Consider the following 22435-nt stretch of genomic DNA (forward strand, 5'->3'; position numbering starts at 1 on the left):
GCCGCGCCGGTTGCCCGGCGCGGCTTTCGGAATGCCCGGTCTTTACTTCGTCTGGAAGCGCGCGACGGACAGGAATTTTACGGCATTGCCGGTGAAACGGTTGGCATCCGCCATCTGGTCGCCCTGCTGGAAGCCGGCCGTGTAGACCTCGCTCGGCGGCGTGTGGACCACGTTGTAGGCGTAGCCCGGCGCCGTCGTGGCGCTCGAAACCGTCGCGACATTCTCGCCGCTGGTCAGCGCCCAGCGGGCGGCCTGCGGTGCGGCGGCAACCACGATGGCCTTGGGACCGGGTTTCAGGTCGCGGGCGGTGGCTCTGGCCTCCTTGCGGGTCGTCTTCACGCCGGCGCCGATCGCGGCGACCGGATCGGAACCGGCAGCGCGGGCGACGACGGCCTCGCGCGGCGATGCGGCATCGACGCCGGACGGGTCGTTGAAAGCCGAACGAGGCTCGGACAACGACGCAACCCGATAATAGTCAGCCTGCACGGGAAGCGCCTCGGCCTCGTCGAGCACGGCCTTGACCGCATCGGGCTTGACCGCATCGGGCTTGGCCGCATCGATATTGGTCATATCCGGCCGCGCGCTCGGCAGCACCGAGAAGGCATCGGTCGCGGTCTTGCCACGCTCGGCCGTCTCGGCCAGCGCCATCAGCACATCCTTGCTGGGCGCAGGCGCCAGCACCGCCGGCAACGTGTGTTCGGGGCGCCATGTCGGCAAAGGTATGTTGTTGGCGGCAACCTGCGCTGCATCGGCGGCGACCGCCGAGGGATCAGCCTTGCCGAAAGGCATATTCGCCGGCGTCTGCACGGTTGCCACGGTCTGTTCGGTGCTGGCCGTCGCATCCGCCATGCCGAAGGGAACATTTTCAGGCGGCTGCGCGCCGACATCGACTTTCGGCCGCGGCGCGAAATCGGGCAGCGGGATGCTGCGTGCCGGCAACGCCGCGATGATCGTCTCGGGCGTATCCTTTTCCGGCTCCGGGGCCTGCTCCTCGGCGACCTGCGGGATCTCGGCGCGCTTGGCGTTCTCGGGCGCCACGATCGCGATCCCCGGCAGGGTGCCGCTCTTGGCGGTGCTCGCCGGTACCGGCTTCACGCTTCTCGGCTTCGGCGCCGGCTCTGCCGATGCGACATCGGCGCTGTCGTCGGCCTCGTCGTCGCCGCCGCCGAAGAAGGCAGCCAGCAGTCCGCCGGACCTCTTGGAACCGCCGCCGGCGCTGGCCAGCTCGATGGCGGCGCCGCCGGAACCCTTGCGTGCCTTGTACGAGGCAAGCGCCTGCTCAAAGCCGGGCAGCGGCCGGCCGTCGCTCGGCACGTGCAGCGTCTTGCCGTTCGGGAACAGGCTCACCAGTTCCTGTCGGCTGATGCCGGGCCAATGGCGCACATTGCCGACGTCCATGTGGACGAACGGCGAACCGGATCTCGGATAGTAGCCGACGCCGCCGCCCTGCATCTTGAGCCCGATATTGCGCAGCTTCTTCAGCGGCACGCCCGGAATGTAGAAGTCCATCGCCTTGCCGAGCATGTGCTGGCTCTTCTCGGCGACACCCTTGCTGCGACTGCGCAGCATCGAGTTCGTCGACGGCGAGCGATAGCCGCAAACCACCTGGATATAGTCGGTGGCGCCGCTTTCCCGATAGGCTTCCCAGACCAGGTCCAGCAGGCGCGGGTCCATCTTGGTCGGCTCGTTGCGGCGCCAGTCGCGCAGGATGATGTTGATCTTCCTCAGCCCGGCCTGATCGTAACGGCCGTTGCGCTTGTAGACGATCTCCGCCTTCTCGTGCGTGTGGAGGTGGTAGAGCTTCAGAGAACGGACTTCGGCCCTGGCGCCGGTTGCGGCAGCGGCAAGAAAACCAAATGCGACAATCATGGCCGCCAGCCACTTCGGCCAGACGCTCAAATGATAGTGCCGCCCGTTTGTGTGTCGTTCGATTCTGTTCAAATCAAAAGGCCTTGCAGGCTGCCGTTTGTCCCCGGATTTGCCCAAACGGACGTGTCGTTGTCACATCCGAATATCGATCCTAATGGTTAATCATCGCTTATTGAAGCCGAAATGCGGTAAGACCGTGGCGATATCCCGCCAAAAATTGTCCACAAGGTTTCTTGGTAAACCGCTGGTTTAGATCATGATTCCTCGTTTGGCCGAAACACGATCTGTTACCGTTAGCCTTAATGCGTGAACGGGACCGTCGGGGACGTCGCCATCGGCGCGCCACACTCCGGTCCAGTCAATGCACCGGCGACATGATGGCAGCGCAAGCTGGTCCCGGCCTTGCGTGACCGCACTCGGGCCGACCGCTCTCAGGCCGGACATCGGGCGGCTGTGCGCGATAGCGCCCTCAGGAAGCGAGCCGGTCGAGCCTGCCGGTTTCCGGATCGATGCCGTATTCCTTGAGCTTGCGGTAAAGCGTCGAGCGGCCGATGCCGAGGCGGCGGGCGACTTCGCTCATCTGGCCGTTGTAGTGATCGATGGCGAGCTTGATCATCTCCAGTTCGACATCCGCCAGGGCGCGCACATTGCCGCGTTCGTCGAGCGCGCGCAGCGTGCCGAAGCGTGGCTGAAGCCGCATCGGCGATTCGGGTTCGGCAGCCGAAACGTCCTCACCGCTCAGCGCCGGCTCATCGCGCGGTTCTACGGCCAAAGCCGGGGCGGCCGGCGCGATGTCCACATCGAGGCGGACCGTGCCCTCCACCTGGGCGCGGATTTGCGGGAAATCCTCGACGCCGAGCACATCGCCTTCGCACAGCACCGAGGCGCGGAAGACGGCATTTTCCAGCTGCCGGATATTGCCGGGCCAGTCATAGGCCTGGAGCACGGCGAGCGCCGCCGCCGAAATGCCCCGCAGGCGATGGCGCGGGTCCGCCGGAGCCACCTTCTCCATGAAATGTGCGACCAGATCGGGAATGTCGTCGCGGCGGTTCCGCAGGGGCGGCACATAGATCGGGTAGACGTTGAGCCGGTAGAACAGGTCCTCGCGGAACTTGCCGTCCTTGACCTGCTGCAGGAGATTGCGGTGCGTCGCCGAAATCAGCCTGATGTCGACCCGGACCGTGGCGCGGCCGCCGACCGGATCGACCTCGCCATCCTGGACGGCGCGCAGCAGCTTGACCTGCACGTCGAGCGGCAGGTCGCCGATCTCGTCCAGAAACAGCGTGCCCGAATGCGCTTCGACGAATTTGCCGGTGTGCTTCTCCGTGGCTCCGGTGAACGAGCCCTTCTCATGGCCGAACAGGATCGATTCGACCAGATTGTCGGGAATGGCGCCGCAATTGACGGTGACGAAAGGTTTCGAGCGGCGGTCGCCGCTGCCCTGTATGGCGCGCGCCACCAGTTCCTTGCCGACGCCGGATTCGCCCTCGATCAGGATCGGGATGTTGGATGCCGCCGCTTTCTGGCCGAGGCGGATCACCTTGTCCATGGCCGGACTGTGCGTGATCATGTCCCTGAAGGTCAGCAGCCCGCCGCGCCGGCGCGACGTGCGCTTGACCTCGCCTTCGACAGCCTCGACCTTGAGCGCGTTGGCGATCGAGGCCTGCAGCCTGTCGGGAGAGGCCGGCTTGACCACGAAATCGAAGGCGCCGTGGCGCATCGCCGAAACCACGGTCTCGATGCCGCCCTGGGCGGTCTGCACGATGACCGGGATGGTGATGCCGCGCTCGCGCATCGCCTTGAGCACGCCGATGCCATCGAGATCGGGCATGACCAGATCGAGGATGACCACCGACACGTCGCGGGCTCCGGGCCCGTCGAGGGCGTCGAGGCCGGCAGCGCCCCCGTCGACGACGATTGCGGTGTGGCCGAACCGCGTCACCGCCGCCTCGAGCAGCCGGCGCTGCACGGGATCGTCATCGACTATGAGTATGGAACCTGTCATGACTGTCTTGAGCCGCCCGCCTGATATCCCCATGGACCATCTTGGCACAGGGTTCTAAATAAGGTTTCAAAAAACCCGGTGAACGAATTCCTTAGGATTTGACCGGCTTCTCCGTTCTCCTTGATTCTGGCCCTGGGCCGGCCACTTGATTCAAAAGAAGGTATTGTCGATGCGCGTGATGTTTGATCGGCGGCCTGCGGCGCCAGCTTCCGGTCAGGGCGCCGCCGAGCTTGGCGATCTGCCGGAATGGAATCTTGCCGACCTCTATGCGGGCATGGAGGCGCCGGAGCTAAAGCGCGACATCGCCAAAGCCGCCGCCGATGCGGTCGCCTTCGAGAGCCGCTGGAAGGGCACGCTGTCCGCCGAGGCCGAGCGCGGCAGCGCAGGCAGGCTGGGCGAGGCGCTTGTCGCCTATGAGGCTCTGGAAGAGCTGATCGGCCGCATCGTCTCCTATGCCGGCCTCATCTACGCCGGCAACACCGCCGATCCGCAGCGCGCCAAGCTCTATGGCGACATCCAGGAGAAGATGACCGACGCCAGCGCGCATCTTCTGTTCTTCGCGCTCGAACTGAACCTGATCGACGACGCGGCCATCGAGGGCGCGCTCGCCGCCGACCCCGCCTTCGGTCATTACCGGCCCTGGGTGCTCGATCTGCGCCTGGACAAGCCCTATCAGCTCGAGGATCGCGTCGAGCAGCTGTTCCACGAGAAGTCGATCACCGGGCGCGGCGCCTGGAACCGGCTGTTCGACGAGACGATGACGGACCTGCGCTTCGACGTCGACGGCGAGGAGCTGACGCTGGAACCGGCCCTGAACCGATTGCAGGATGCCGACGGCGAGGTGCGACGCCGCGCCTCCGAGGCGCTCGCCCAGACCTTCCGGAGGAATTTGCGCACCTTCACGCTGGTCACCAACACGCTGGCCAAGGACAAGGAAATCTCGGACCGCTGGCGCGGTTTCGAGGACATCGCCGATTCACGCCATCTCGCCAACCGCGTCGAGCGCGGTGTGGTCGATGCGCTGGCTTCGGCGGTGCGCGAGGCCTATCCGCGCCTGTCACACCGCTATTACCGGATGAAGGCGCGCTGGCTGGGCATGGAGGTGATGAACCACTGGGACCGCAACGCGCCGTTGCCGGAGACGCCGCAGGCGGTGATTGGCTGGGACGAGGCCAGGAACACGGTGCTGTCCGCCTATCAGCGCTTCTCGCCCGAGATGGCCGAGATCGCGCGGACTTTCTTCGACCGCAACTGGATCGACGCGCCGGTGCGCCCAGGCAAATCCCCCGGCGCCTTCGCCCATCCGACCGTGCCTTCGGCGCACCCCTACGTGCTGCTCAACTACATGGGCAAGCCGCGCGATGTGATGACGCTGGCGCATGAGCTTGGCCATGGCGTGCACCAGGTGCTGGCCGGCGGCCAGGGCGCGCTGATGGCCTCGACGCCGCTGACGCTGGCCGAGACGGCGTCCGTTTTCGGCGAGATGCTGACCTTCCGCTCGTTGCTCGAGCAGACCACCGACAGGCGCGAGCGCAAGGCCATGCTCGCCCAGAAGGTCGAGGACATGATCAACACGGTCGTGCGCCAGATCGCCTTCTACGAGTTCGAGCGCAAGGTGCATGCGGAGCGCCGCAACGGCGAACTGACATCCGACAGGCTCGGTCAATTCTGGCTGGAGGTGCAGGCGGAAAGTCTGGGCCCGGCGATAAAGTTGCGCGACGGCTACGAAGTGTTCTGGACCTACATCCCGCACTTCATCCATTCGCCCTTCTACGTCTACGCCTATGCGTTCGGCGACTGTTTGGTGAACTCGCTCTACGCGGTCTACCAGAACGCAGAGCGCGGCTTCCAGGACAAATATTTCGAGATGCTGCGCGCCGGCGGCACCAAGCATCATTCGCAGCTTCTGGCGCCTTTCGGCCTCGATGCCACCGATCCCGCCTTCTGGCAGATCGGGCTTGGCGTGATCAGCGGCCTGATCGACGAGCTGGAAGCGCTCGACAACTGAGGCGTCTTCTGTGCGTCGTCCCCACCTGCTCAGAACAGTTTAGCCGGAATGCATATTGGGCCCACACTATTCTTGGTCTAAATATCTGTTCTTGAATAACTCTCTTTCGTAGTTTTCCCATAGCTTTCCGTAAGCTCTATGATAGCCTCCCCGCCAAGCTCAGCCGGAGCATGCGGGTCGGGCGGGGAAGTCTCAGCCGACCGCGGCGTTCCGGTGCACGCGACGACGGCCATTGGCCATGGCTTGCAAAGCCGATGCCGACGGCTCGACTGAGGCCGGCTGTTCCGCAGGCGGCGGAACCATCATCGAGTAGTCCTTCGCCGAAGGTCATTAAGTCCAATGCCGCGGCAGACGGATCTGACTGGAGAGAGACAATGGGCACTTTTTTCTACATGCTCCTGGCGTTCCTTGTGGGTGTGCTGGTTGGCTGGTTCATCTGGGGACGCTTGCGCGGTGAACTCGACAGCTTGCGCGGCGATCTCGACCGCACACGCAGCGAGCGCGACCGGCTGCGGGCCGACAGCGATCGCCTGACCGGCGAGTTGGATGCCTGTGGGCGCACCCGCGCCGACCTCGAGCGCCGGCTGCGCGAGGCCTCGACCGGCTCCGGCCCGGCAAAGGCGGCGGCGCCGGCGCCGGCCGCCTTGATGTCGACGCCCACCCCTGCCAAATCCGCTCCGGCGGCCAAGCCGGCGCCCAGGAAGCCGGCTGCGGCCAAGGCCGCTTCCAGCGCCGCGAAGACCGGCGCGCCGAAGGCCGCTGCCGCCAAAGCCTCTCCCAAGGCCAGCGCGGCGCCCAGGAAGGCGGCACCGGCGAAGGCCGCGCCGGCCAAGGTGGCTTCCGGCAAACCCGACAATCTGCGCCGGCTGATCGGTATCGGCCCGGTCAACGAGAAGCTGCTCAGGGCACAAGGCGTCACCAGCTTTGCCCAGATCGCCGCCTGGACAGCCGCTGATATCAAGCGGATCGAGGACGTCATGAATTTCGACGGCCGTATCGCGCGCGAGCGCTGGATCGAGCAGGCCAAGCTGCTCGCCGCCGGCAACGAGGCGGAATTCGCCAGGCAGTTTCCGTCGGCTGGAACCGCCAGCAACACCTGAGCGACAGGGCAGATCCGACGATTGCGGCCGGCGGCGCGAACGAAGCGCCGCCGGTTTGCTTTTGGCCGCAAGGTCTGCGCACGGATCGGGCCAGAGGTTGGGCCAGAGGTCGGCTTTAAGTGGCAAGGTGCCGCTCCCTCGATTGCGCGCGGCTGGCCCCCCATATAGAGCCATCATTGGCTTCATCGATCCACGCGCCGAGTTCCATGCCCCTGCCCGCCGCAATTTTCCGCAATGACGAAAGCGCGCGCCAGCTCGTTTTCGACCGACCGGACGACATCATCACGGCGCACGAGGCCCGGGATTTCTCGGCCACGCTGCAGGCGGCCCAGGCCGCGCATGACGCCGGCAAATGGCTTGCCGGCTATTTCTCATACGAGGCGGGCTACCTGCTGGAGCCGAAGCTGGTTCCGTTGCTGCCGGCCGGGCGCCGCGCCCCGCTGGTCTGCCTGGGCGTCTTTGACGCGCCGGTGCAAGAGCCGGTGCCGCCCCGCAAGGCGGCGGCGACCAACGGCCCGATCTTCGATGCAAGGGCGACATGGTCGTTCGAGGACTACGAGAAGCGGTTCTCGCGGCTGCACCGGCACATCAGGCAAGGCGACTGCTACCAGGGCAACCTGACCTTTCCGGTGCATGCGCAATGGTCGGGCGATCCGCTCGCCGCCTTCGACGCGCTGACCGAACGCCAGCCGGTGAAATATGGTGCCCTGGTTTCGCTTGGCGATCCGATCGTGCTGTCGCGCTCACCCGAACTGTTCTTCGAGATCGACGCGCAGGGCATGGTCGAGACCCATCCGATGAAAGGCACGGCGCCGCGTGGTGCGACGGAAGCCGACGACGAGCGCCAGAAAACCTTCCTGCGCAATGACGAGAAGAACCAGGCCGAGAACCGGATGATCGTCGACCTGCTTCGCAACGACATCTCGCTGATCAGCGAGGTCGGCACGCTGGAAGTGCCCGAGCTGTTCCGCATCGAAACCTATCCGACCGTCCACCAGATGGTGAGCGACGTCAGGGCGAAGCTGCTGCCGGGCCTCACGATCCGCCAGATCTTTGCCGCGCTGTTTCCCTGCGGCTCCATCACCGGCGCGCCGAAAATCCGCGCCATGGAGATCCTGCATGACCTTGAAGGCACGCCCCGTGATGTCTATTGCGGCGCCATCGGCTGGATCGCACCAGGCGGCACGATGCGCTTTTCCGTGGCGATCCGCACCATCTCGCTCTTTCCCGGCGGCGAGGCCGTCTACAATGTCGGCGGCGGCATCGTCTTCGATTCAACCGCGCAGGAGGAGTATCAGGAGTGTCTCTTGAAAGCCCGCTTCGCGACGGGAACGCCGCCGGTTTCGAATTGATCGAGACCATGCGCTGGGAGCCGGCCACGGGCTTCCTGCGCTTGGAGCGGCATCTGGCGCGCCTCTATGGTTCGGCGGCCGAACTCGGTTTTGCCTGCGACCCGCAACGCATCGGTGACGTGTTGGGCAAGGCTGTCGATGGCGCGCGCAACGCCTTGCGCACGCGCCTGGCTTTGGCGCGCAGTGGCGACGCGGCCGCCTCGGTCCAGCCCTATGAGCCGCTCGCCGCCGATAAAGTTTGGACGCTGCGGCTGGCGCGCACGAGGCTCGATTCGAACGACATGCTGCTGCGCCACAAGACCAGCCGCCGGCAGGTCTACGCGCATGCTCGCGCCGAATACCTCATCACCCAGGCCGACGAAGTGCTGTTGGTCAACGAGCGTGGCGAGATGTGCGAAGGCACCATCACCAATGTCTTCGCCGATTTCAGCGACGGCATGCTTTTGACGCCCCGCCTCGATTGCGGGCTGCTGCCTGGCGTATTGCGCGGCGCGCTTCTGGATGAAGGCCGCGCCCGCGAGGCGATCTACAGCTTTGACGACTTGAAATCCGCCAGGGCGCTCTATGTCGGCAATTCACTGCGCGGCTTGATCCCGGCAAAACTGATCTGAAGCATGACATCGCTGCCCACCCACACGCCCTATGATGGCTCGTCCAAGCTGTTCACCATCGGGCTGAAGCCGCTTGCCCTGGCCGACTGGATCGAAGTCGACGAACATCTCCTGCCGTTCCTCGCCGAGAAGCAGCGGCTCTATGCCGAAATGCCCGGCACCGTGTTCGTCGAGGAAGACGGCACGCGCGATGCCCAGCGCGAAGTGCTCGACCTGCTCGAAGCGCACTTGCCGCGGGTATTTCCCGAGACCCATCGGCGTGCCAGTGGCGGGGTCGAGGTGATCGCCGCCGGCGGCAATCCCGAGGGCGACTTCGCCAAGGCGCCGCTTGTCGCGGCCTCGCTGCTCGTCCAGGAAGACCTGATCCTGATGCGCCGCGGCGAAGACGGCTGGCGGCTCGCCGCCGGCTCGCTCTGCTTTCCCTCGTCCTGGTCGCTGCTCGAAAAATTCGGCAAGCCGTTGCAGCAGATACATGCGCCCGTGCCGGGTTTTGGCCCTGGCACGCGGCCGGCCGAGCTGATCAACCGCATGTTCGACGGCCTCCAGGGCCAGGCCGTGGAGCGCTACAACTGGTCGATTCAATCGGGCGATGCGCTCTACCATCCGCTATCCAATGTCGAGCGAATCGAGCGCGCCGCCAGCCGCCCGTCGCGATTTGCCGATGGCGACGCCAATGCCCACGCCTTCATCCGCGTCGAGCGGCAGACGCTTCGAAAATTGCCCGTCTCGGGCGACATCCTGTTCACCATCCGCATTCATCTCGACCCGCTGGCGGCGTTGGCGCATCACCCCGACCGGGCAACGCTGGCTCCGGCTTTCGCTGCCCAGCTCGAAGCGCTCGACATCGCCCAGCTCGATTACAAGGGCTTGACATCAGACCGCGACCGGCTGGTCGGCGTCCTTAACCAAATGGCGAACGCCGCCTGACCGGCAGTTGGCGCTTTTCACTGGTTTATGACAATGATCTGTGATGTAGCGCATGCCCGTTGGGCGAGAATGCCCGGGTTTTGCACCTGTCTGAAGGAGTGCTCGATAAAATGGCGAATGAAAACTGGCCCGTTTACGGTGAGATCACCGGCCCTGTGGTGATGATCGGCTTCGGCTCGATCGGACGGGGCACGCTGCCGCTGATCGAGCGCCATTTCAAGTTCGACAAATCGCGCATGACGGTCATCGACCCGCGCGGCACCGATCGCGCGCTGCTCGACGAGCGTGGCATCACCTTCATGCAGGATGCGGTGACCGAGAAGAATTACAAGAAGCTCCTGACCCCGCTTCTGACCAATGGCGGCGGCCAGGGTTTTTGCGTCAACCTGTCGGTCGACACCGGCTCGGTGGATCTGATGCGGCTCTGCCGCAAGCTCGGCGTGCTCTACATCGACACGGTCGTCGAGCCATGGCTCGGTTTCTACTTCGATGCCGAGGCCGACAATGCCAGCCGCACCAACTATGCGTTGCGCGAGTCGCTGCTCAAGGAAAAGCACGACAAGCCCGGCGGCACGACGGCGGTCTCCACCTGCGGCGCCAATCCGGGCATGGTCTCGTGGTTCGTCAAGCAGGCATTGGTCAACCTGGCCACCGATCTCGGCCTCGAGTTTTCGGAACCCGCGCAGGAAGACCGCGAGGGCTGGGCGAAGCTCATGAGGAAGGCGGGCGTCAAGGGCATCCATATCGCCGAGCGCGACACCCAGCGCACCAAGAAGCCGAAGCCGATGGACGTGTTCTGGAACACCTGGTCGGTCGAGGGCTTCATCTCCGAGGGCCTGCAGCCCGCCGAACTCGGCTGGGGCACGCATGAGAAATGGATGCCCAAGAACGGCAAGAAACACAAGCATGGCTCCAAGGCCGCAATCTATCTGGAGCAGCCCGGCGCCAACACGCGCGTGCGCTCGTGGTGCCCGACGCCAGGTGCGCAATACGGCTTCCTGGTGACCCACAACGAGGCGATCTCGATCGCCGATTTCTTCACCGTGCGCTCCAAAAAGGGCAAGGTTCAGTACCGCCCGACCTGCCACTACGCCTACCATCCCTGCAACGACGCGGTGCTGTCGCTGCATGAAATGTTCGGCGCCGCCGGCAAGGCGCAACCGGTACACCACGTGCTGGACGAAAACGAACTTGTCGATGGCGTAGACGAGCTCGGGGTGCTGCTCTACGGCCATGACAAGAACGCCTACTGGTACGGCTCGCAACTGTCGCTCGCCGAAGCGCGCAAGCTGGCGCCTTACCAGAACGCAACCGGCATGCAGGTCACCTCGGCGGTTCTGGCCGGCATGGTCTGGGCGCTGGAGAACCCCGAAGCCGGCATCGTCGAGGCCGACGAGATGAACTACAAGCGCTGTCTGGACGTGCAGTCGCAATATCTCGGACCGGTGAAGGGCTATTATACCGACTGGACACCGCTCGATAATCGGCCCGGCCTGTTTCCGGAGGACCTCGACCGGAACGACCCGTGGCAATTCCGCAACATCCTGGTGCGATAGCGTCGCGCCAAGCATGCCTCACTGCCTTGCAATCGCCCGGAAATCGGGCGATTGAAGGATGCGGACGGGAGCAAGCCGCGTCCATCTGGACGCATGAACTACGCTCTTGAAACTTGGATGCATGCACCGTGCTTTCCGAAAGTCGTTTTCCGATTTCGGGCCGACGGGCGAGGAGAGGATTTTTACATGACCATTGCGCGCAAGATTCTTTCGATGAGTGTTGCGGCGGCCACGATGGTGGGGCTGGCCGCTTGTGCAACCAGCGGTCCCGACGAGCCGTCGATAGGGGCCGCGCCGAAGGGCGTAGAAGGCTCCTGGATCGACGCCAAGGGCACCGGTCTTTCGACCTTTGCCGGCGGAACCTTCACCACGGTAGCGACCGATACCGGCCAGAAGCTGTCCGACGGTACCTATACGATGACCGGCGCCACTTCGGTCGAGATCCACGGTACCTCGCTGATCCGGCAGACGCCGGTGAGCTTCAACTGCTTGCTGGTGTCCACCAGCCAGCTCAACTGCACCAGCGGCTCCGGCCAGAATTTCGTGTTGACCCGGCGCGCCTGAACCGCCAGGCATTCAGACCTCCAAAGGACGGCGGCCAATGGCCGCCGTCCTTTTTTGTGCCCCGCAGAGATCAACGGGGTTTTGCCCCGATTTTCCCTTGCATGCTCCGGAACGCGATGGGAACATGGCTGAAAAAGCCGGCTGTTAGAGACCGGTCAAGCAAGAGCGCTAAACGGCTCTGATCAGCCTATCCGGGAGACGAAGATGAAGAAACTTGCCGCCATTGCCGCCCTTTCCGCGTCGACGCTGGGCCTGTCGGCCGGCGCATCTTTTGCCGATTACACGCTGAATATCCTGCACATCAACGACTGGCACAGCCGCATCGAAAGCAACAACAAATACGAATCCACCTGCTCGGCCGACGAGGAGACAAAGGGCGAATGCGTCGGCGGCGCCGGCCGGCTGGTCACGGCGATCGCGCAGGAGCGCAAGAAGCTGGAAGGCCAGAACGTGCTGTTGCTCAGCGCCGGCGACAATTTCCAGGGCTCGCTGTTCTACACGACTTACAAAGGCAAGGCCGAAGGCGAGTTCCTCAACGACATGAAGTTCGATGCCATGGCGCTCGGCAACCATGAATTCGACGACGGCGAAACGGCATTGGCGCCGTTCCTCGACATGATCAAGTTCCCCGTGCTCGGCGCCAATGTGAAAGCCAACGCGCAGTCCAAGCTCGGTGACCGCGTCAAGCCGTCCATCGTCGTCGAGGTCGGCGGCCAGAAGATCGGCATCATCGGCGCCGTCACCAACGATACGCCCGAACTCGCCACTCCCGGCCCCAACATCGCCATCGAGGACGACGTCAAGTCGATCACGGCCGAGGTCGAGAAGCTGAAGGGAGAGGGCGTCAACAAGATCATTGCCGTGACCCATATCGGCTACAACAGGGAGCGCGATGTCATAGCGAAGATCCCGGGCGTCGACGTGGTCGTCGGCGGCCACAGCCATACGCTTTTGTCCAACACCGATCCGAAGGCGGCAGGCCCCTATCCGACCATGGTCGACAATCCGGACGGCTACAAGGTGCCGGTCGTGCAGGCGGCGTCCTATTCGAAATATCTCGGCGAGTTCAAGGTCGTGTTCGACGACAATGGCGTCGTCAAGTCGGCGAGCGGCGACCCGATCCTCCTCGACAAGTCGATCACGCCCGATCCCGCCGTGCTCGCCCGCATAAAGGAGCTCGGCGCGCCGATCGAAGCGCTTAAGAACAAGGAAGTGGCCGAGACGACCGACGTCATCGACGGCAGCCGCGAGAGCTGCCGCGCCCGCGAATGCGCGATGGGCAATCTCGTCTCCGACGCCATCCTCGACCACGTCAAGGGACAGGGCGTCGAGATCGTCATCTCCAATGGCGGCGGCCTGCGCGCCTCGATCGACAAGGGCACCGTCACCATGGGCGAGGTGCTGACCGTGCTGCCCTTCCAGAACACGCTGGCGACCTTCCAGATCTCGGGCAAGGACCTTGTTGCCGGGCTCGAAAGCGGCCTCAGCCAGGTCGAAGACGGCGCCGGCCGCTTCCCGCAGGTGGCCGGCCTGAAATACGCCTTCGACAAATCCGCCCCGGCCAATGCCGGCCGCGTCAAGTCTGTCGAGGTGATGGAGAACGGCGCCTGGACGCCGCTCAATCCCGACAAGGACTATCTGGTCGCCACCAACAACTATGTCCGCCAGGGCGGCGACGGCTACAAGGTTTTCGCCGAAAAGGCCAAGAACGCCTATGATTACGGCCCCGGCCTCGAACAGGTGGTCGCCGACTATCTCGGCGCGCACCGGCCCTACACGCCCAAGCTCGACGGCCGCATCACCGAGATCGCCGCGACGACAGCGGCCGCACCTGCGGCGGAGCCCGCCAAGCCAGCCGAAGCAATGCCCGATCTGCCTGCCAACTCCGGCGATATCGCCAACACGCCGCCGGCCGTGTCGACCGAGGCCGCGCCTGCGCCCGCACCGGCAACGCCTGCCGCTCCGGCAACGCCAGCACCTGCGGAACCGGCAAAGCCTGCCGAAGCCGCCCCTGCCCCGGCAACACCCGCGCCGGCTGAGCCGGCAAAGCCCGCCGAGGCCGCACCGGCCGAAACCAGCCATGTCATCGTCGCCGGCGATACCTATTGGGACCTGGCAAAGAAGGCCTATGGCGACGGCACCAGGTGGAAAGTCATTTCCGAAGCCAACAAGGGCTACGAGCCGCGCCGGCTTCCGGTCGGCGCCACCTTGACCATACCGCCGAGGTAACCGCCTTCGCCTTTGCGCGCAGGGACACCCGCCGAAACAGGGCGGGCGTCCTGTTTTTGGTAAGGTGCGGCCAGACGCTGCATTGAAAAGCAGCGCGGCGTCGCTACTTTCGCGCCGTGTTCGGAGACCCGCAATGCCGCCTTCCATCCCTGTCGACGCCAAGCCCGCGAGGACCGTGGGACCGAGACCGGCCGGACATTCGCCGGCCAAGGCGGGCAAGGTCGGCGTCATGCTGGTCAATCTCGGCACGCCGGACGGCACCGATTTCAGGCCGATGTGGCGCTATCTCCGCGAATTCCTGTCCGACCCACGCGTCATCGAACTCAACAAGGCGATCTGGTATCCGATCCTCTACGGCCTCGTGCTGACCACGCGACCGAAGAAGTCGGGCGCCAACTATGCCAGGATCTGGAATCGCGAGAACAACGAGTCGCCGCTGCGCACCTATACCCGCGCCCAGGCCGAGAAGCTGACCGTGGCATTGCGCGACCTGCCCGACGTGGTCGTCGGCTGGGCGATGCGCTACGGCAATCCCTCGACCGCGAGCGTCGCCGAAAGCCTGGTCGCGCAGGGCTGCGACCGCATCCTGACCTTTCCGCTCTATCCGCAATATTCGGCCACCACCACGGCGACTGCCAATGACCAGTTGTTCCGGGCGCTGATGAAGATGCGTGCGGCGCCTGCCGTCCGCAGCGTGCCGCCCTATTATGCCGAACCGGTCTATATCGAGGCGCTCGCCCATTCGATCGAACGGCATCTGGCCAGCCTCGATTTCGACCCGGAGGTGGTCATCACCTCCTATCACGGCATCCCGAAACCCTATTCCGACAAAGGCGATCCTTACCGCGAGCATTGCCTCGAGACGACACGGCTGCTGCGCGAGAGGCTCGGCTGGGACGAGAAGAAGCTGATCACCACCTTCCAGTCGCGTTTCGGCGCACAGGAATGGCTGCAGCCCTACACCGACAAGACGGTGGAGAAACTGGCCAAGGACGGCGTGAAATCGATCGCCATCGTCAACCCCGGCTTTTCCGTCGACTGCATCGAAACGCTGGACGAGATCGGCCGCGAGGCGGCGGAAACCTTCCATCATGCCGGCGGCGGAAGATTCGCGCACATCCCCTGCCTCAACGACAGTCCCGAAGGCATGGCGGTGATCGAGGCGATGGTGCGGCGCGAACTGTCCGGCTGGATCTGAAACCGGGAACAATGGACGTTCCGGGGCGTTGAGGCGCGCCTTCCGGAGACCATCGATGCCCCGCAAGCTCGACCTCAGAAGCGGGCGGCCAGTCTGGTCCGCCTATCGGGCACCCGCTGTCCCGACAAGCGCTCTGACCCGTGACGCCAAGGCCGATGTGCTGGTAATAGGCATGGGCATCAGCGGCGCCATGATCGCAGAAGCGCTGACGGCGGACGGCCGTTCGGTGATCTGCATCGACCGGCGCGGCCCGCTGAGAGGGTCGACGTCGGCGACCACCGCTCTGGTGCAGTTCGAGATCGACCAGCCGCTGACGGCACTCGGCAGGATGATCGGCAAGGCCTCGGCGGAACAGGCCTGGCGGCGCTCGCGTCTGGCCGTTTCCAACCTTGCCGGCCGCATAGCCGAGCTCTCCATCAACTGCCGCCTGAGCCGCGCCCCCTCCCTCTATCTGGCCGGTACCGTGCTCGGCCCATCGCAGTTGCGTGACGAGACCGAGGCGCGGCGACAGGCGGGCATCGCCGCGACCTATCTCGCCCCTGCGCCGCTGGCTGCGCGATTCGGCATCGAGCGCGACGGCGCCATCCTCAGCCATGGCAACATCGTGCTCGATCCGCGCAAACTGACCGCCGGATTGCTGCTGAAGGCGCTGGAGCGCAAGGCGCGCCTCTACGCCCCGGTCGAGGCGACCGCGATCGAAGACAGCGTCAAGGAGGTCGTCGTCGCCACCAGGGGCGGCCCCATAATCAGCGCGCAGCACGTCCTGCTCGCGACCGGCTACGAGTTGACCGACATCGTGCCGGCAGCCGCCCACCGCGTCATCTCGACATGGGCCATCGCCACACGCCCGCAGCCGCGAAAGATCTGGCCGAACGCGGCCCTCATCTGGGAAGCGTCGGACCCCTATCTTTATGCAAGGGCGACAGCCGACGGCAGGGTGATCTGCGGCGGCGAAGACGAGGATTTTATCGACAAGGAACGGCGTGACGCGTTGATCGCCGGCAAGAGCCTGAGACTGGCCAGGAAGCTCGGCCGCCTGTTCCCGGATCTGGACACCAGGCCCGATTTTGCCTGGACCGGCTCCTTCGGCACCACAACCACCGGCCTGCCCTATATCGGCGCCATCCCTGGGCATCCGCGCATCCAGGCCGTGATGGGCTATGGCGGCAACGGCATCGCCTTCTCGCAAATCGCATCCGAAATCGTTTCTGCCGCCATCGCCGGATCGGAAGATACGGACGCAAGCCTGTTCGCCTTCAGCCACCGGCAGCAGCGACACAAACAATCCCTCATCACCTGATGGTAACGTTGTTGAAACACACTTAAGTGTTTGCTGAAGCCGGCTGCGGGAGAATGGCTCCCATGGCTTGCCTCTTGAGGGAGAGCCAAATGGATTTCAGTGGTTTCGATATCGCGATTATTGTTCTGGTCGCTCTTGTCGTGCTGGTGCTGTTCAAAGGCATAAAGACAATCCCGCAAGGTTACAATTATACGGTCGAACGCTTTGGCCGTTACACGAAAACGCTGTCGCCAGGCCTCAACCTCATCGTGCCGTTCATCGATCGCATCGGCGCCAAGTTGAACATGATGGAGCAGGTGCTCGACGTCCCGAGCCAGGAGATCATCACCCGCGACAACGCCATCGTCGGTGTCGACGGCATCGCCTTTTTCCAGATCCTCAACGCGGCGCAGGCGGCCTACCAGGTTTCCGGCCTGCAGAACGCCATCCTCAACCTGACCATGACCAACATCCGCACCGTGATGGGCTCGATGGATCTCGACGAGCTGCTGTCGAACCGCGACGCGATCAACGAGCGCCTGCTGCGCGTGGTCGACGAAGCGGCCCATCCCTGGGGCATCAAGATCACCCGCGTCGAGATCAAGGATATCAATCCGCCAGCCAACCTGATCGAATCGATGGGCCGGCAGATGACGGCCGAACGCAACAAACGCGCGCAGATCCTTGCCGCCGAGGGCCTCAAGCAGTCGCAGATCCTCGAGGCCGAAGGCCGCAAGGAAGCCGCCTTCCGCGATGCCGAGGCACGCGAACGCTCCGCCGAAGCGGAAGCCCGCGCCACGCAAGTGGTGTCGGAAGCGATCTCGAAGGGAGATGTGCAGGCGCTCAACTACTTCGTCGCCCAGAAATACACCGAAGCACTGGGCAAGATCGGTTCGGCCACCAACAGCAAGATCGTGCTGATGCCTTTCGAAGCGTCGTCGCTGATCGGCTCGCTGGGCGGCATCGGCGAGATCGCCAGGGAAGTGTTCAAGGGCGACGGGCCGGCCGGCACGCAACGGCAGGTCTCACGACCTCCGGTCGTCAGGCCGAGCGACAACTAATGCCTTTGTGAGTGGATCAAAACCATGATCGACCGCATCGTTTCCGAACTCGGCCCGTGGAACTGGATGGTTCTGGGCTTCGTGCTTTTGGCGATGGAAATCATCGCACCGGGCATCTTCATGTTGTGGACCGGCATCGCCGCGCTGATCGTCGGCGCGGTATCGCTGCTGGTCTGGGATGCGGCCAGCTGGACTTGGCAGGTCCAGGTGCTCGTCTTCCTCGCGCTGTCGCTGGTCTCGGCATTGGTCGGCAAGAAACTCATCGGCGGACGCGACGAGCCGACCGACCAGCCGCTGCTCAACCGCCGTGGGGCGCAGATGATCGGCAGGATGGCGACGCTGGCCGAGCCGATCCGCGACGGCCGCGGCCGCATCAAGCTCGGCGACACGCTGTGGCGCGTCTCTGGCCCTGACCTGCCGGCCGGCACCCAGGTGCGCGTCACCGGAGCCGCCGACACCGATCTCGAACTGACCGTCGAGCGGGTGTGAAACCGGCTCCGCGCTAGCGCAATTCCAGGAAAAGTGTGTACGGTTTTCCGTCCGGAATTGTGCAGAAACAAAGAGATAGAGCAGTTCGCCGTTTCCGTGAAACGGTGAACTGCTCTACGCAGCGCCGATGCGCAAAAGATCGTGCAGGTGGACGAGCCCGACGGGCTTGTCGCCCTCCACCACCATCAGGCTGGTGATGGCTGAATTGTTGATCGTCTGCAGCGCCGTAGCCACCAGCGTGTCCGGCGCCGCGGTCTTGGGAGATCTCGTCATCACCTCATCGACCGTCATCGCCGTCAGGTTGCTGCCTATGTGACGCCTGATGTCGCCATCGGTGACGATGCCGATCAGCGCGCCGTCGGCGGCGGTGACCGCCACGCAGCCGAAGCCCTTGCGCGACAACTCCAGGATCGCGTCCGGCATGCCGGTGCCCGAAACGACCAGCGGCAACCTCTCGCCGACATGCATGATCTCGCGGATCTGCATCAGGTTGGCGCCGAGCTGGCCGCCGGGATGGAAGGTGCGGAAATGATCGGGCGTGAAACCCCGCGCCTCGAGCAGGGCGATCGCCAGCGCGTCGCCCATCACCAGTTGCAGCAGTGCCGATGTCGTCGGCGCCAGGCCATGCGGGCAGGCTTCCGGCGCACGCGGCAGCAAAAGCACGACGTCAGCGGCGCGCGCCAGCGCCGATGTCTCACCGGACGTGATTGCAATGAGCGGGATGGAGAAGCGCCTGGAATAGGCGACGATGCCCATCATCTCCTTGCTTTCGCCCGACCATGACATGGCGATGATGGCATCGTCCCTGGCGATCATGCCGAGATCGCCGTGGTTGGCTTCAGCGGGGTGGACGAAAAAAGCCGGCGTTCCGGTCGAGGCCAGGGTCGCGGCGATCTTCGAGCCGATATGGCCGCTTTTGCCGACGCCGGTGACGATGACCCGGCCTTCGATCCTCGAGATCATGTCGACCGCTTCGGCAAAGGGCTTCGCCAGCCCATTTTCGAGCGCCTCGGCCAGCGCCGCCACTCCCGCCTGTTCGGTCGCCACCGTTCTTAGTGCCGAAGCGATAGAGGCCTGTCTGTCCAACGGCTTCTTGTCGAGGGATCGCGCATCCATGGCCGATGCGATTAGCGCTTTGTGCCGCGCCTGTCCAACGGAAATGCCTCCCCCGACCGTCTAGGAGAGCGGTTCGAATGAACGAAGCGCAAGGTCACGAATGTCGAGGCCTGGAACAATGAGCGCTTGGAAAAGCAATCGCCCCCCGCCTCAACCCTCCGTTAACCATCCCCATTTACGGTTCGGTAAGTATGGCGCGCGCTCGCGCCGCGCAAGCAGTGGTGGCGATGTCCGGGGCCCAATCAGAAAAGACGAGAAGGCGAAAGAGCAAGGCTGCCTGCGCCTTGCTGCTGGCGACCAGCATCTTCGGCCTGCCGCGACCGACGCTGTCCTTCGCCCAGGAAACGGAGCTGCGCGGCGAGGTCTCGGAATCGGCGATCCTGTCCGACCAGCAGCGCAAAGCGAGACTGGCCGCCATAGCCGGTCAGGGTCAACAGCAGCCAGCGAATGCCGCCGGTCAGGACGACACGCCGTCGCGCACCTATCTGCCCGCCAGCGCCGGCGCTGCTCCTGACGATAGCGGTGCCGCCTCGCCCACTGGCAGCATCTTCGACCCGCCGGCGGCCGGTGACGACGTGACCGCCGACAATCCGCCTCCGCCCAAACCACGCCGGCCATCGGCCACCGGGCAGGCCAATGCGGACAAGGCCGCCGACAGGGCGAAGACAAAGAAAAAGAACACCACCGCGACGACCGACGCGACCACGACCGCCAGCACGGCCGACGATGCCGACGCCACCGTCACCGGCACCGGCACCGGCACCGACCAGGAGACCGCCAACCGCCGCGCCGTCACGATCGACAGCGTCGACCGGCAGCAGCTCGATCCGGGCGCCGAACGCACCGCTTCCATCGAAGGGCAGAAGAAGAAAATCGAGGACGATCCGTTCGCCGCTCCAGGCATCAAATGGGGCTCCTTCGTCATAAGGCCGACGCTGGAGCAGGGCCTGACCGCCACCTCGAACGGCGATTCCAGCAGTGCCGGCAAAGCGGCGCTGCTGTCCGAGACGGCACTGCGCTTTTCCGCCGCCTCCGACTGGCGCGAGAACTCCGCGACCATTGATGGTTATGGCCTCTTCCGCGAGACCGTCTCGGGCTACCCGGTTCACAATGAGCAAGGCCGCATCGAAGGCCAGCTCAATGTCGACCTCGACAACGAGCAACGCGCCGTCGCCAAGCTCGGTTACGAGGCCGTGCCGGAATCGGCCTCGTCGCCCGACGCCATTGCAGGCGTCAGCAAGCAACCGCTGCGCCAGACCATCGACGGCAGCCTCGGCATCGAAAAGGACGTCGGCAAGGCGCAATACACTTTGACCGGCGCGGTCTCGCACGACTTCTATGGCGATGCCAAGCTTTCTGACGACACCTCGCTGTCGCAGAAGGATCGTAACTCCACGCTTTATACGGCGACCTTGCGCACCGGCTACGAAATCTCCCCTGCCCTTACGCCTTTCACCGAAATCGAGCTCGGGCGCAGGGCCTATGATCAACGCTTCGACAATGAAGGCTTCGAGCGTTCATCAACGCGGCTTGGTGCCCGCGCCGGCCTCGAGCTCGACATGGGCGAGAAGCTCGCCGGCGAGTTCTCGGCCGGCTGGCTGCGGGAAGCGATCGACGACGACCGCCTGGGGGCGATCGCGGGTGCCACCGTGGACGCCGACCTGAAATGGTCGCCCGAACGCGGCACCACGATAGGCCTGACCGGGCGGACCACGGTCGAGCCCACGACCACCGCAGGTGAAAGCGGCGACATCCTCTATTCCGGCCGCCTCACGGCCGAACGCCAGATCCGCGCCAACCTGACCGGCAATGCCGCGCTGGGCCTGGACTGGCGCGATTATATCGGCATAGACGGCCATGACAGGGTGCTGAGCGCCGAAGCCGGGCTGACATGGTGGCTGAACCGCTATGCCGGCCTCACCACCCGCGCCAGGACCGAGAAGCTCACCAGCAACCTGCCTGGCCGCGACTACACCGCCAACAGCATCTATCTCGGCTTGAAGGTGCAGCGGTAAGCGCGGGCCGCTAAGCTGCGTGCCGCATCCGAGACATCGGCCAGACAGCGCCTCCCTTAAAGCGCCGCCACCACGTGCTCCGAAGGCGCCATCTCGTCGAGAAGCCTGCGGATGACGCCGGCCATGCTCTGGTTCATGTCGTTGCGCCAGAGCGCGAAGGCCACATTGGCCTCGACGAACCCTTCCGGCGATCCGCAATCGAAGGTGCGGCCCTGAAAGTGGTAGCCGTAGAAGGGCTGCTGCTTCTCCAGCTTCAGCATTGCGTCCGTGAGCTGGATCTCGTTTCCGGCGCCCTTCTCCTGGCCTTCGAGGATTTTGAAAATCTCGGGCTGCAATATGTAGCGGCCATTGATGTAGAGATTGGAGGGCGCGGTGCCGGTCTTCGGCTTTTCCACCATCTCGGTGATGCGGAAGCCATGATGGGTGGCTTCGCCCCGGCCGACGATGCCGTATTTATGGGTCTCGGCGGGATCGCATTCCTGAACCGCGATGATGTTGTTGCCGGTCTCGGCATAGAGGTCGACCATGTCCCTCATGCAGCTCTTTTCCGACTGCATGATCATGTCGGGCAACAACAGCGCGAACGGCTCGTCGCCGACCAGTTCGCGCGCGCACCAGACGGCATGGCCAAGTCCGAGCGGCACCTGCTGGCGAGTGAAGCTGGTCTGTCCCGGCCCGGGCTGCAGCCGCTGCAGCCTGGCGAGCTGGTCGTCCTTGCCACGCTGGGCGAGCGTGTCATAGAGCTCGAACTGGATATCGAAATGATCCTCGATGACCGCCTTGTTGCGCCCGGTGACGAAGATGAAATGCTCGATGCCTGCCTCGCGCGCCTCGTCCACCACGTATTGGATGACGGGCCGGTCGACGACGGTAAGCATTTCCTTGGGGACGGCCTTGGTGGCCGGGAGAAACCGCGTGCCGAGACCTGCGACCGGGAAAACTGCCTTGCGAACTCTCTTCATGCCTTCAATTATCCGTTTGCAGGCCGGCTCCGCAATCCCGCCCCGCGACATTTTCACGCCGGAATTGAGGATTATCGGGCGGATGAAGGGAAAC

At 64.4% G+C, this 22435-nt stretch carries 17 protein-coding genes; 13 read left to right on the forward strand and 4 right to left on the reverse strand.

All coding sequences use genetic code 11. The features are described 5' to 3' along the window. Positions 1–42: 42 nt before the first annotated feature. Both FJ953_RS11330 and FJ953_RS11335 read right to left on the reverse strand, forming a co-directional pair. Positions 43–1869, reverse strand: a complete 1827-nt coding sequence (locus tag FJ953_RS11330) for a DUF882 domain-containing protein (protein WP_181168319.1) — start codon at positions 1867–1869, stop codon at positions 43–45. Between the two features lie 469 nt (positions 1870–2338). Further along, complete coding sequence (locus tag FJ953_RS11335; RefSeq protein ID WP_140584327.1) at positions 2339–3874, reverse strand: sigma-54 dependent transcriptional regulator; 1536 nt, start codon at positions 3872–3874, stop codon at positions 2339–2341. 169 nt (positions 3875–4043) lie between these two features. Here FJ953_RS11335 and FJ953_RS11340 point away from each other — a divergent pair, with 169 nt between their 5' ends. From FJ953_RS11340 to FJ953_RS11395, 12 genes are all read left to right on the forward strand, one after another. Continuing rightward, a complete protein-coding gene (locus FJ953_RS11340; RefSeq protein WP_181165232.1) occupies positions 4044–5882 on the forward strand; it encodes a M3 family oligoendopeptidase in 1839 nt (612 codons plus the stop codon). A 374-nt stretch (positions 5883–6256) separates the two neighbouring features. Then, entirely contained in the window at positions 6257–6982 is a 726-nt protein-coding gene (locus FJ953_RS11345) for a proton-conducting membrane transporter (protein WP_140584326.1), read from the forward strand. A gap of 206 nt (positions 6983–7188) precedes the next feature. Further along, positions 7189–8334: an aminodeoxychorismate synthase component I gene (locus tag FJ953_RS11350; protein ID WP_140584331.1), complete on the forward strand. Its 1146-nt coding sequence runs from the start codon at positions 7189–7191 to the stop codon at positions 8332–8334. Beyond that, the gene (locus FJ953_RS11355; RefSeq protein ID WP_140584325.1) at positions 8283–8945 is read left to right on the forward strand and encodes an aminotransferase class IV family protein; all 663 of its coding nucleotides are present in this window, start codon (positions 8283–8285) and stop codon (positions 8943–8945) included. Before FJ953_RS11350 ends, FJ953_RS11355 begins: the two co-directional genes overlap by 52 nt. Before the next feature lie 3 nt (positions 8946–8948). Next, the gene (locus tag FJ953_RS11360; RefSeq protein WP_140496273.1) at positions 8949–9872 is read left to right on the forward strand and encodes a DUF3445 domain-containing protein; all 924 of its coding nucleotides are present in this window, start codon (positions 8949–8951) and stop codon (positions 9870–9872) included. A gap of 110 nt (positions 9873–9982) precedes the next feature. Then, the gene (locus FJ953_RS11365) at positions 9983–11428 is read left to right on the forward strand and encodes a homospermidine synthase (RefSeq protein WP_140624314.1); all 1446 of its coding nucleotides are present in this window, start codon (positions 9983–9985) and stop codon (positions 11426–11428) included. A 186-nt stretch (positions 11429–11614) separates the two neighbouring features. Next, positions 11615–11992, forward strand: coding sequence for a hypothetical protein (locus tag FJ953_RS11370; RefSeq protein WP_140496275.1), 378 nt, complete (start codon positions 11615–11617; stop codon positions 11990–11992). A gap of 204 nt (positions 11993–12196) precedes the next feature. After that, positions 12197–14221, forward strand: a complete 2025-nt coding sequence (locus FJ953_RS11375; protein WP_140624316.1) for a bifunctional metallophosphatase/5'-nucleotidase — start codon at positions 12197–12199, stop codon at positions 14219–14221. A gap of 133 nt (positions 14222–14354) precedes the next feature. Continuing rightward, on the forward strand, positions 14355–15419 hold the full coding sequence (gene hemH, locus FJ953_RS11380) for a ferrochelatase (RefSeq protein ID WP_140624318.1): 1065 nt from the start codon (positions 14355–14357) through the stop codon (positions 15417–15419). 55 nt (positions 15420–15474) lie between these two features. Next, a complete protein-coding gene (locus FJ953_RS11385; protein ID WP_140624321.1) occupies positions 15475–16719 on the forward strand; it encodes an FAD-binding oxidoreductase in 1245 nt (414 codons plus the stop codon). An 89-nt stretch (positions 16720–16808) separates the two neighbouring features. After that, positions 16809–17759 carry an SPFH domain-containing protein gene (locus FJ953_RS11390; RefSeq protein WP_140624323.1) on the forward strand — a complete coding sequence of 317 codons (951 nt, stop codon included), beginning with the start codon at positions 16809–16811 and terminating at the stop codon, positions 17757–17759. A gap of 24 nt (positions 17760–17783) precedes the next feature. Then, positions 17784–18248, forward strand: coding sequence for an NfeD family protein (locus tag FJ953_RS11395; RefSeq protein WP_140496280.1), 465 nt, complete (start codon positions 17784–17786; stop codon positions 18246–18248). Positions 18249–18362: 114 nt separating this feature from the next. Here the strand turns inward: FJ953_RS11395 and FJ953_RS11400 are convergent, their stop codons facing one another. Beyond that, entirely contained in the window at positions 18363–19364 is a 1002-nt protein-coding gene (locus FJ953_RS11400; protein ID WP_140624325.1) for a KpsF/GutQ family sugar-phosphate isomerase, read from the reverse strand. A 227-nt stretch (positions 19365–19591) separates the two neighbouring features. Here FJ953_RS11400 and FJ953_RS11405 point away from each other — a divergent pair, with 227 nt between their 5' ends. Continuing rightward, complete coding sequence (locus FJ953_RS11405) at positions 19592–21379, forward strand: outer membrane beta-barrel protein (RefSeq protein ID WP_181167716.1); 1788 nt, start codon at positions 19592–19594, stop codon at positions 21377–21379. A 56-nt stretch (positions 21380–21435) separates the two neighbouring features. Here the strand turns inward: FJ953_RS11405 and galU are convergent, their stop codons facing one another. Further along, positions 21436–22350, reverse strand: a complete 915-nt coding sequence (gene galU, locus FJ953_RS11410) for a UTP--glucose-1-phosphate uridylyltransferase GalU (protein ID WP_181168598.1) — start codon at positions 22348–22350, stop codon at positions 21436–21438. Positions 22351–22435: the final 85 nt, after the last annotated feature.

This window comes from Mesorhizobium sp. B2-3-6, assembly GCF_006442305.1.
In the GTDB taxonomy this organism is placed as follows: Bacteria; Pseudomonadota; Alphaproteobacteria; order Rhizobiales; family Rhizobiaceae; genus Mesorhizobium.

Excerpts from the sequence above, each read along its gene's own strand:
- hemH (WP_140624318.1), top strand. The coding sequence starts at position 14,355 with ATGCCGCCTTCCATCCCTGTCGACGCCAAGCCCGCGAGGACCGTGGGA.
- FJ953_RS11390 (WP_140624323.1), top strand. The coding sequence starts at position 16,809 with ATGGATTTCAGTGGTTTCGATATCGCGATTATTGTTCTGGTCGCTCTT.
- FJ953_RS11365 (WP_140624314.1), top strand. The coding sequence starts at position 9,983 with ATGGCGAATGAAAACTGGCCCGTTTACGGTGAGATCACCGGCCCTGTG.
- FJ953_RS11330 (WP_181168319.1), bottom strand. The coding sequence starts at position 1,869 with ATGATTGTCGCATTTGGTTTTCTTGCCGCTGCCGCAACCGGCGCCAGG.
- FJ953_RS11340 (WP_181165232.1), top strand. The coding sequence starts at position 4,044 with ATGCGCGTGATGTTTGATCGGCGGCCTGCGGCGCCAGCTTCCGGTCAG.
- FJ953_RS11350 (WP_140584331.1), top strand. The coding sequence starts at position 7,189 with ATGCCCCTGCCCGCCGCAATTTTCCGCAATGACGAAAGCGCGCGCCAG.
- FJ953_RS11395 (WP_140496280.1), top strand. The coding sequence starts at position 17,784 with ATGATCGACCGCATCGTTTCCGAACTCGGCCCGTGGAACTGGATGGTT.
- FJ953_RS11345 (WP_140584326.1), top strand. The coding sequence starts at position 6,257 with ATGGGCACTTTTTTCTACATGCTCCTGGCGTTCCTTGTGGGTGTGCTG.
- FJ953_RS11335 (WP_140584327.1), bottom strand. The coding sequence starts at position 3,874 with ATGACAGGTTCCATACTCATAGTCGATGACGATCCCGTGCAGCGCCGG.
- FJ953_RS11375 (WP_140624316.1), top strand. The coding sequence starts at position 12,197 with ATGAAGAAACTTGCCGCCATTGCCGCCCTTTCCGCGTCGACGCTGGGC.
- FJ953_RS11405 (WP_181167716.1), top strand. The coding sequence starts at position 19,592 with ATGTCCGGGGCCCAATCAGAAAAGACGAGAAGGCGAAAGAGCAAGGCT.
- FJ953_RS11360 (WP_140496273.1), top strand. The coding sequence starts at position 8,949 with ATGACATCGCTGCCCACCCACACGCCCTATGATGGCTCGTCCAAGCTG.
- FJ953_RS11370 (WP_140496275.1), top strand. The coding sequence starts at position 11,615 with ATGACCATTGCGCGCAAGATTCTTTCGATGAGTGTTGCGGCGGCCACG.
- FJ953_RS11400 (WP_140624325.1), bottom strand. The coding sequence starts at position 19,364 with ATGGATGCGCGATCCCTCGACAAGAAGCCGTTGGACAGACAGGCCTCT.
- FJ953_RS11385 (WP_140624321.1), top strand. The coding sequence starts at position 15,475 with ATGCCCCGCAAGCTCGACCTCAGAAGCGGGCGGCCAGTCTGGTCCGCC.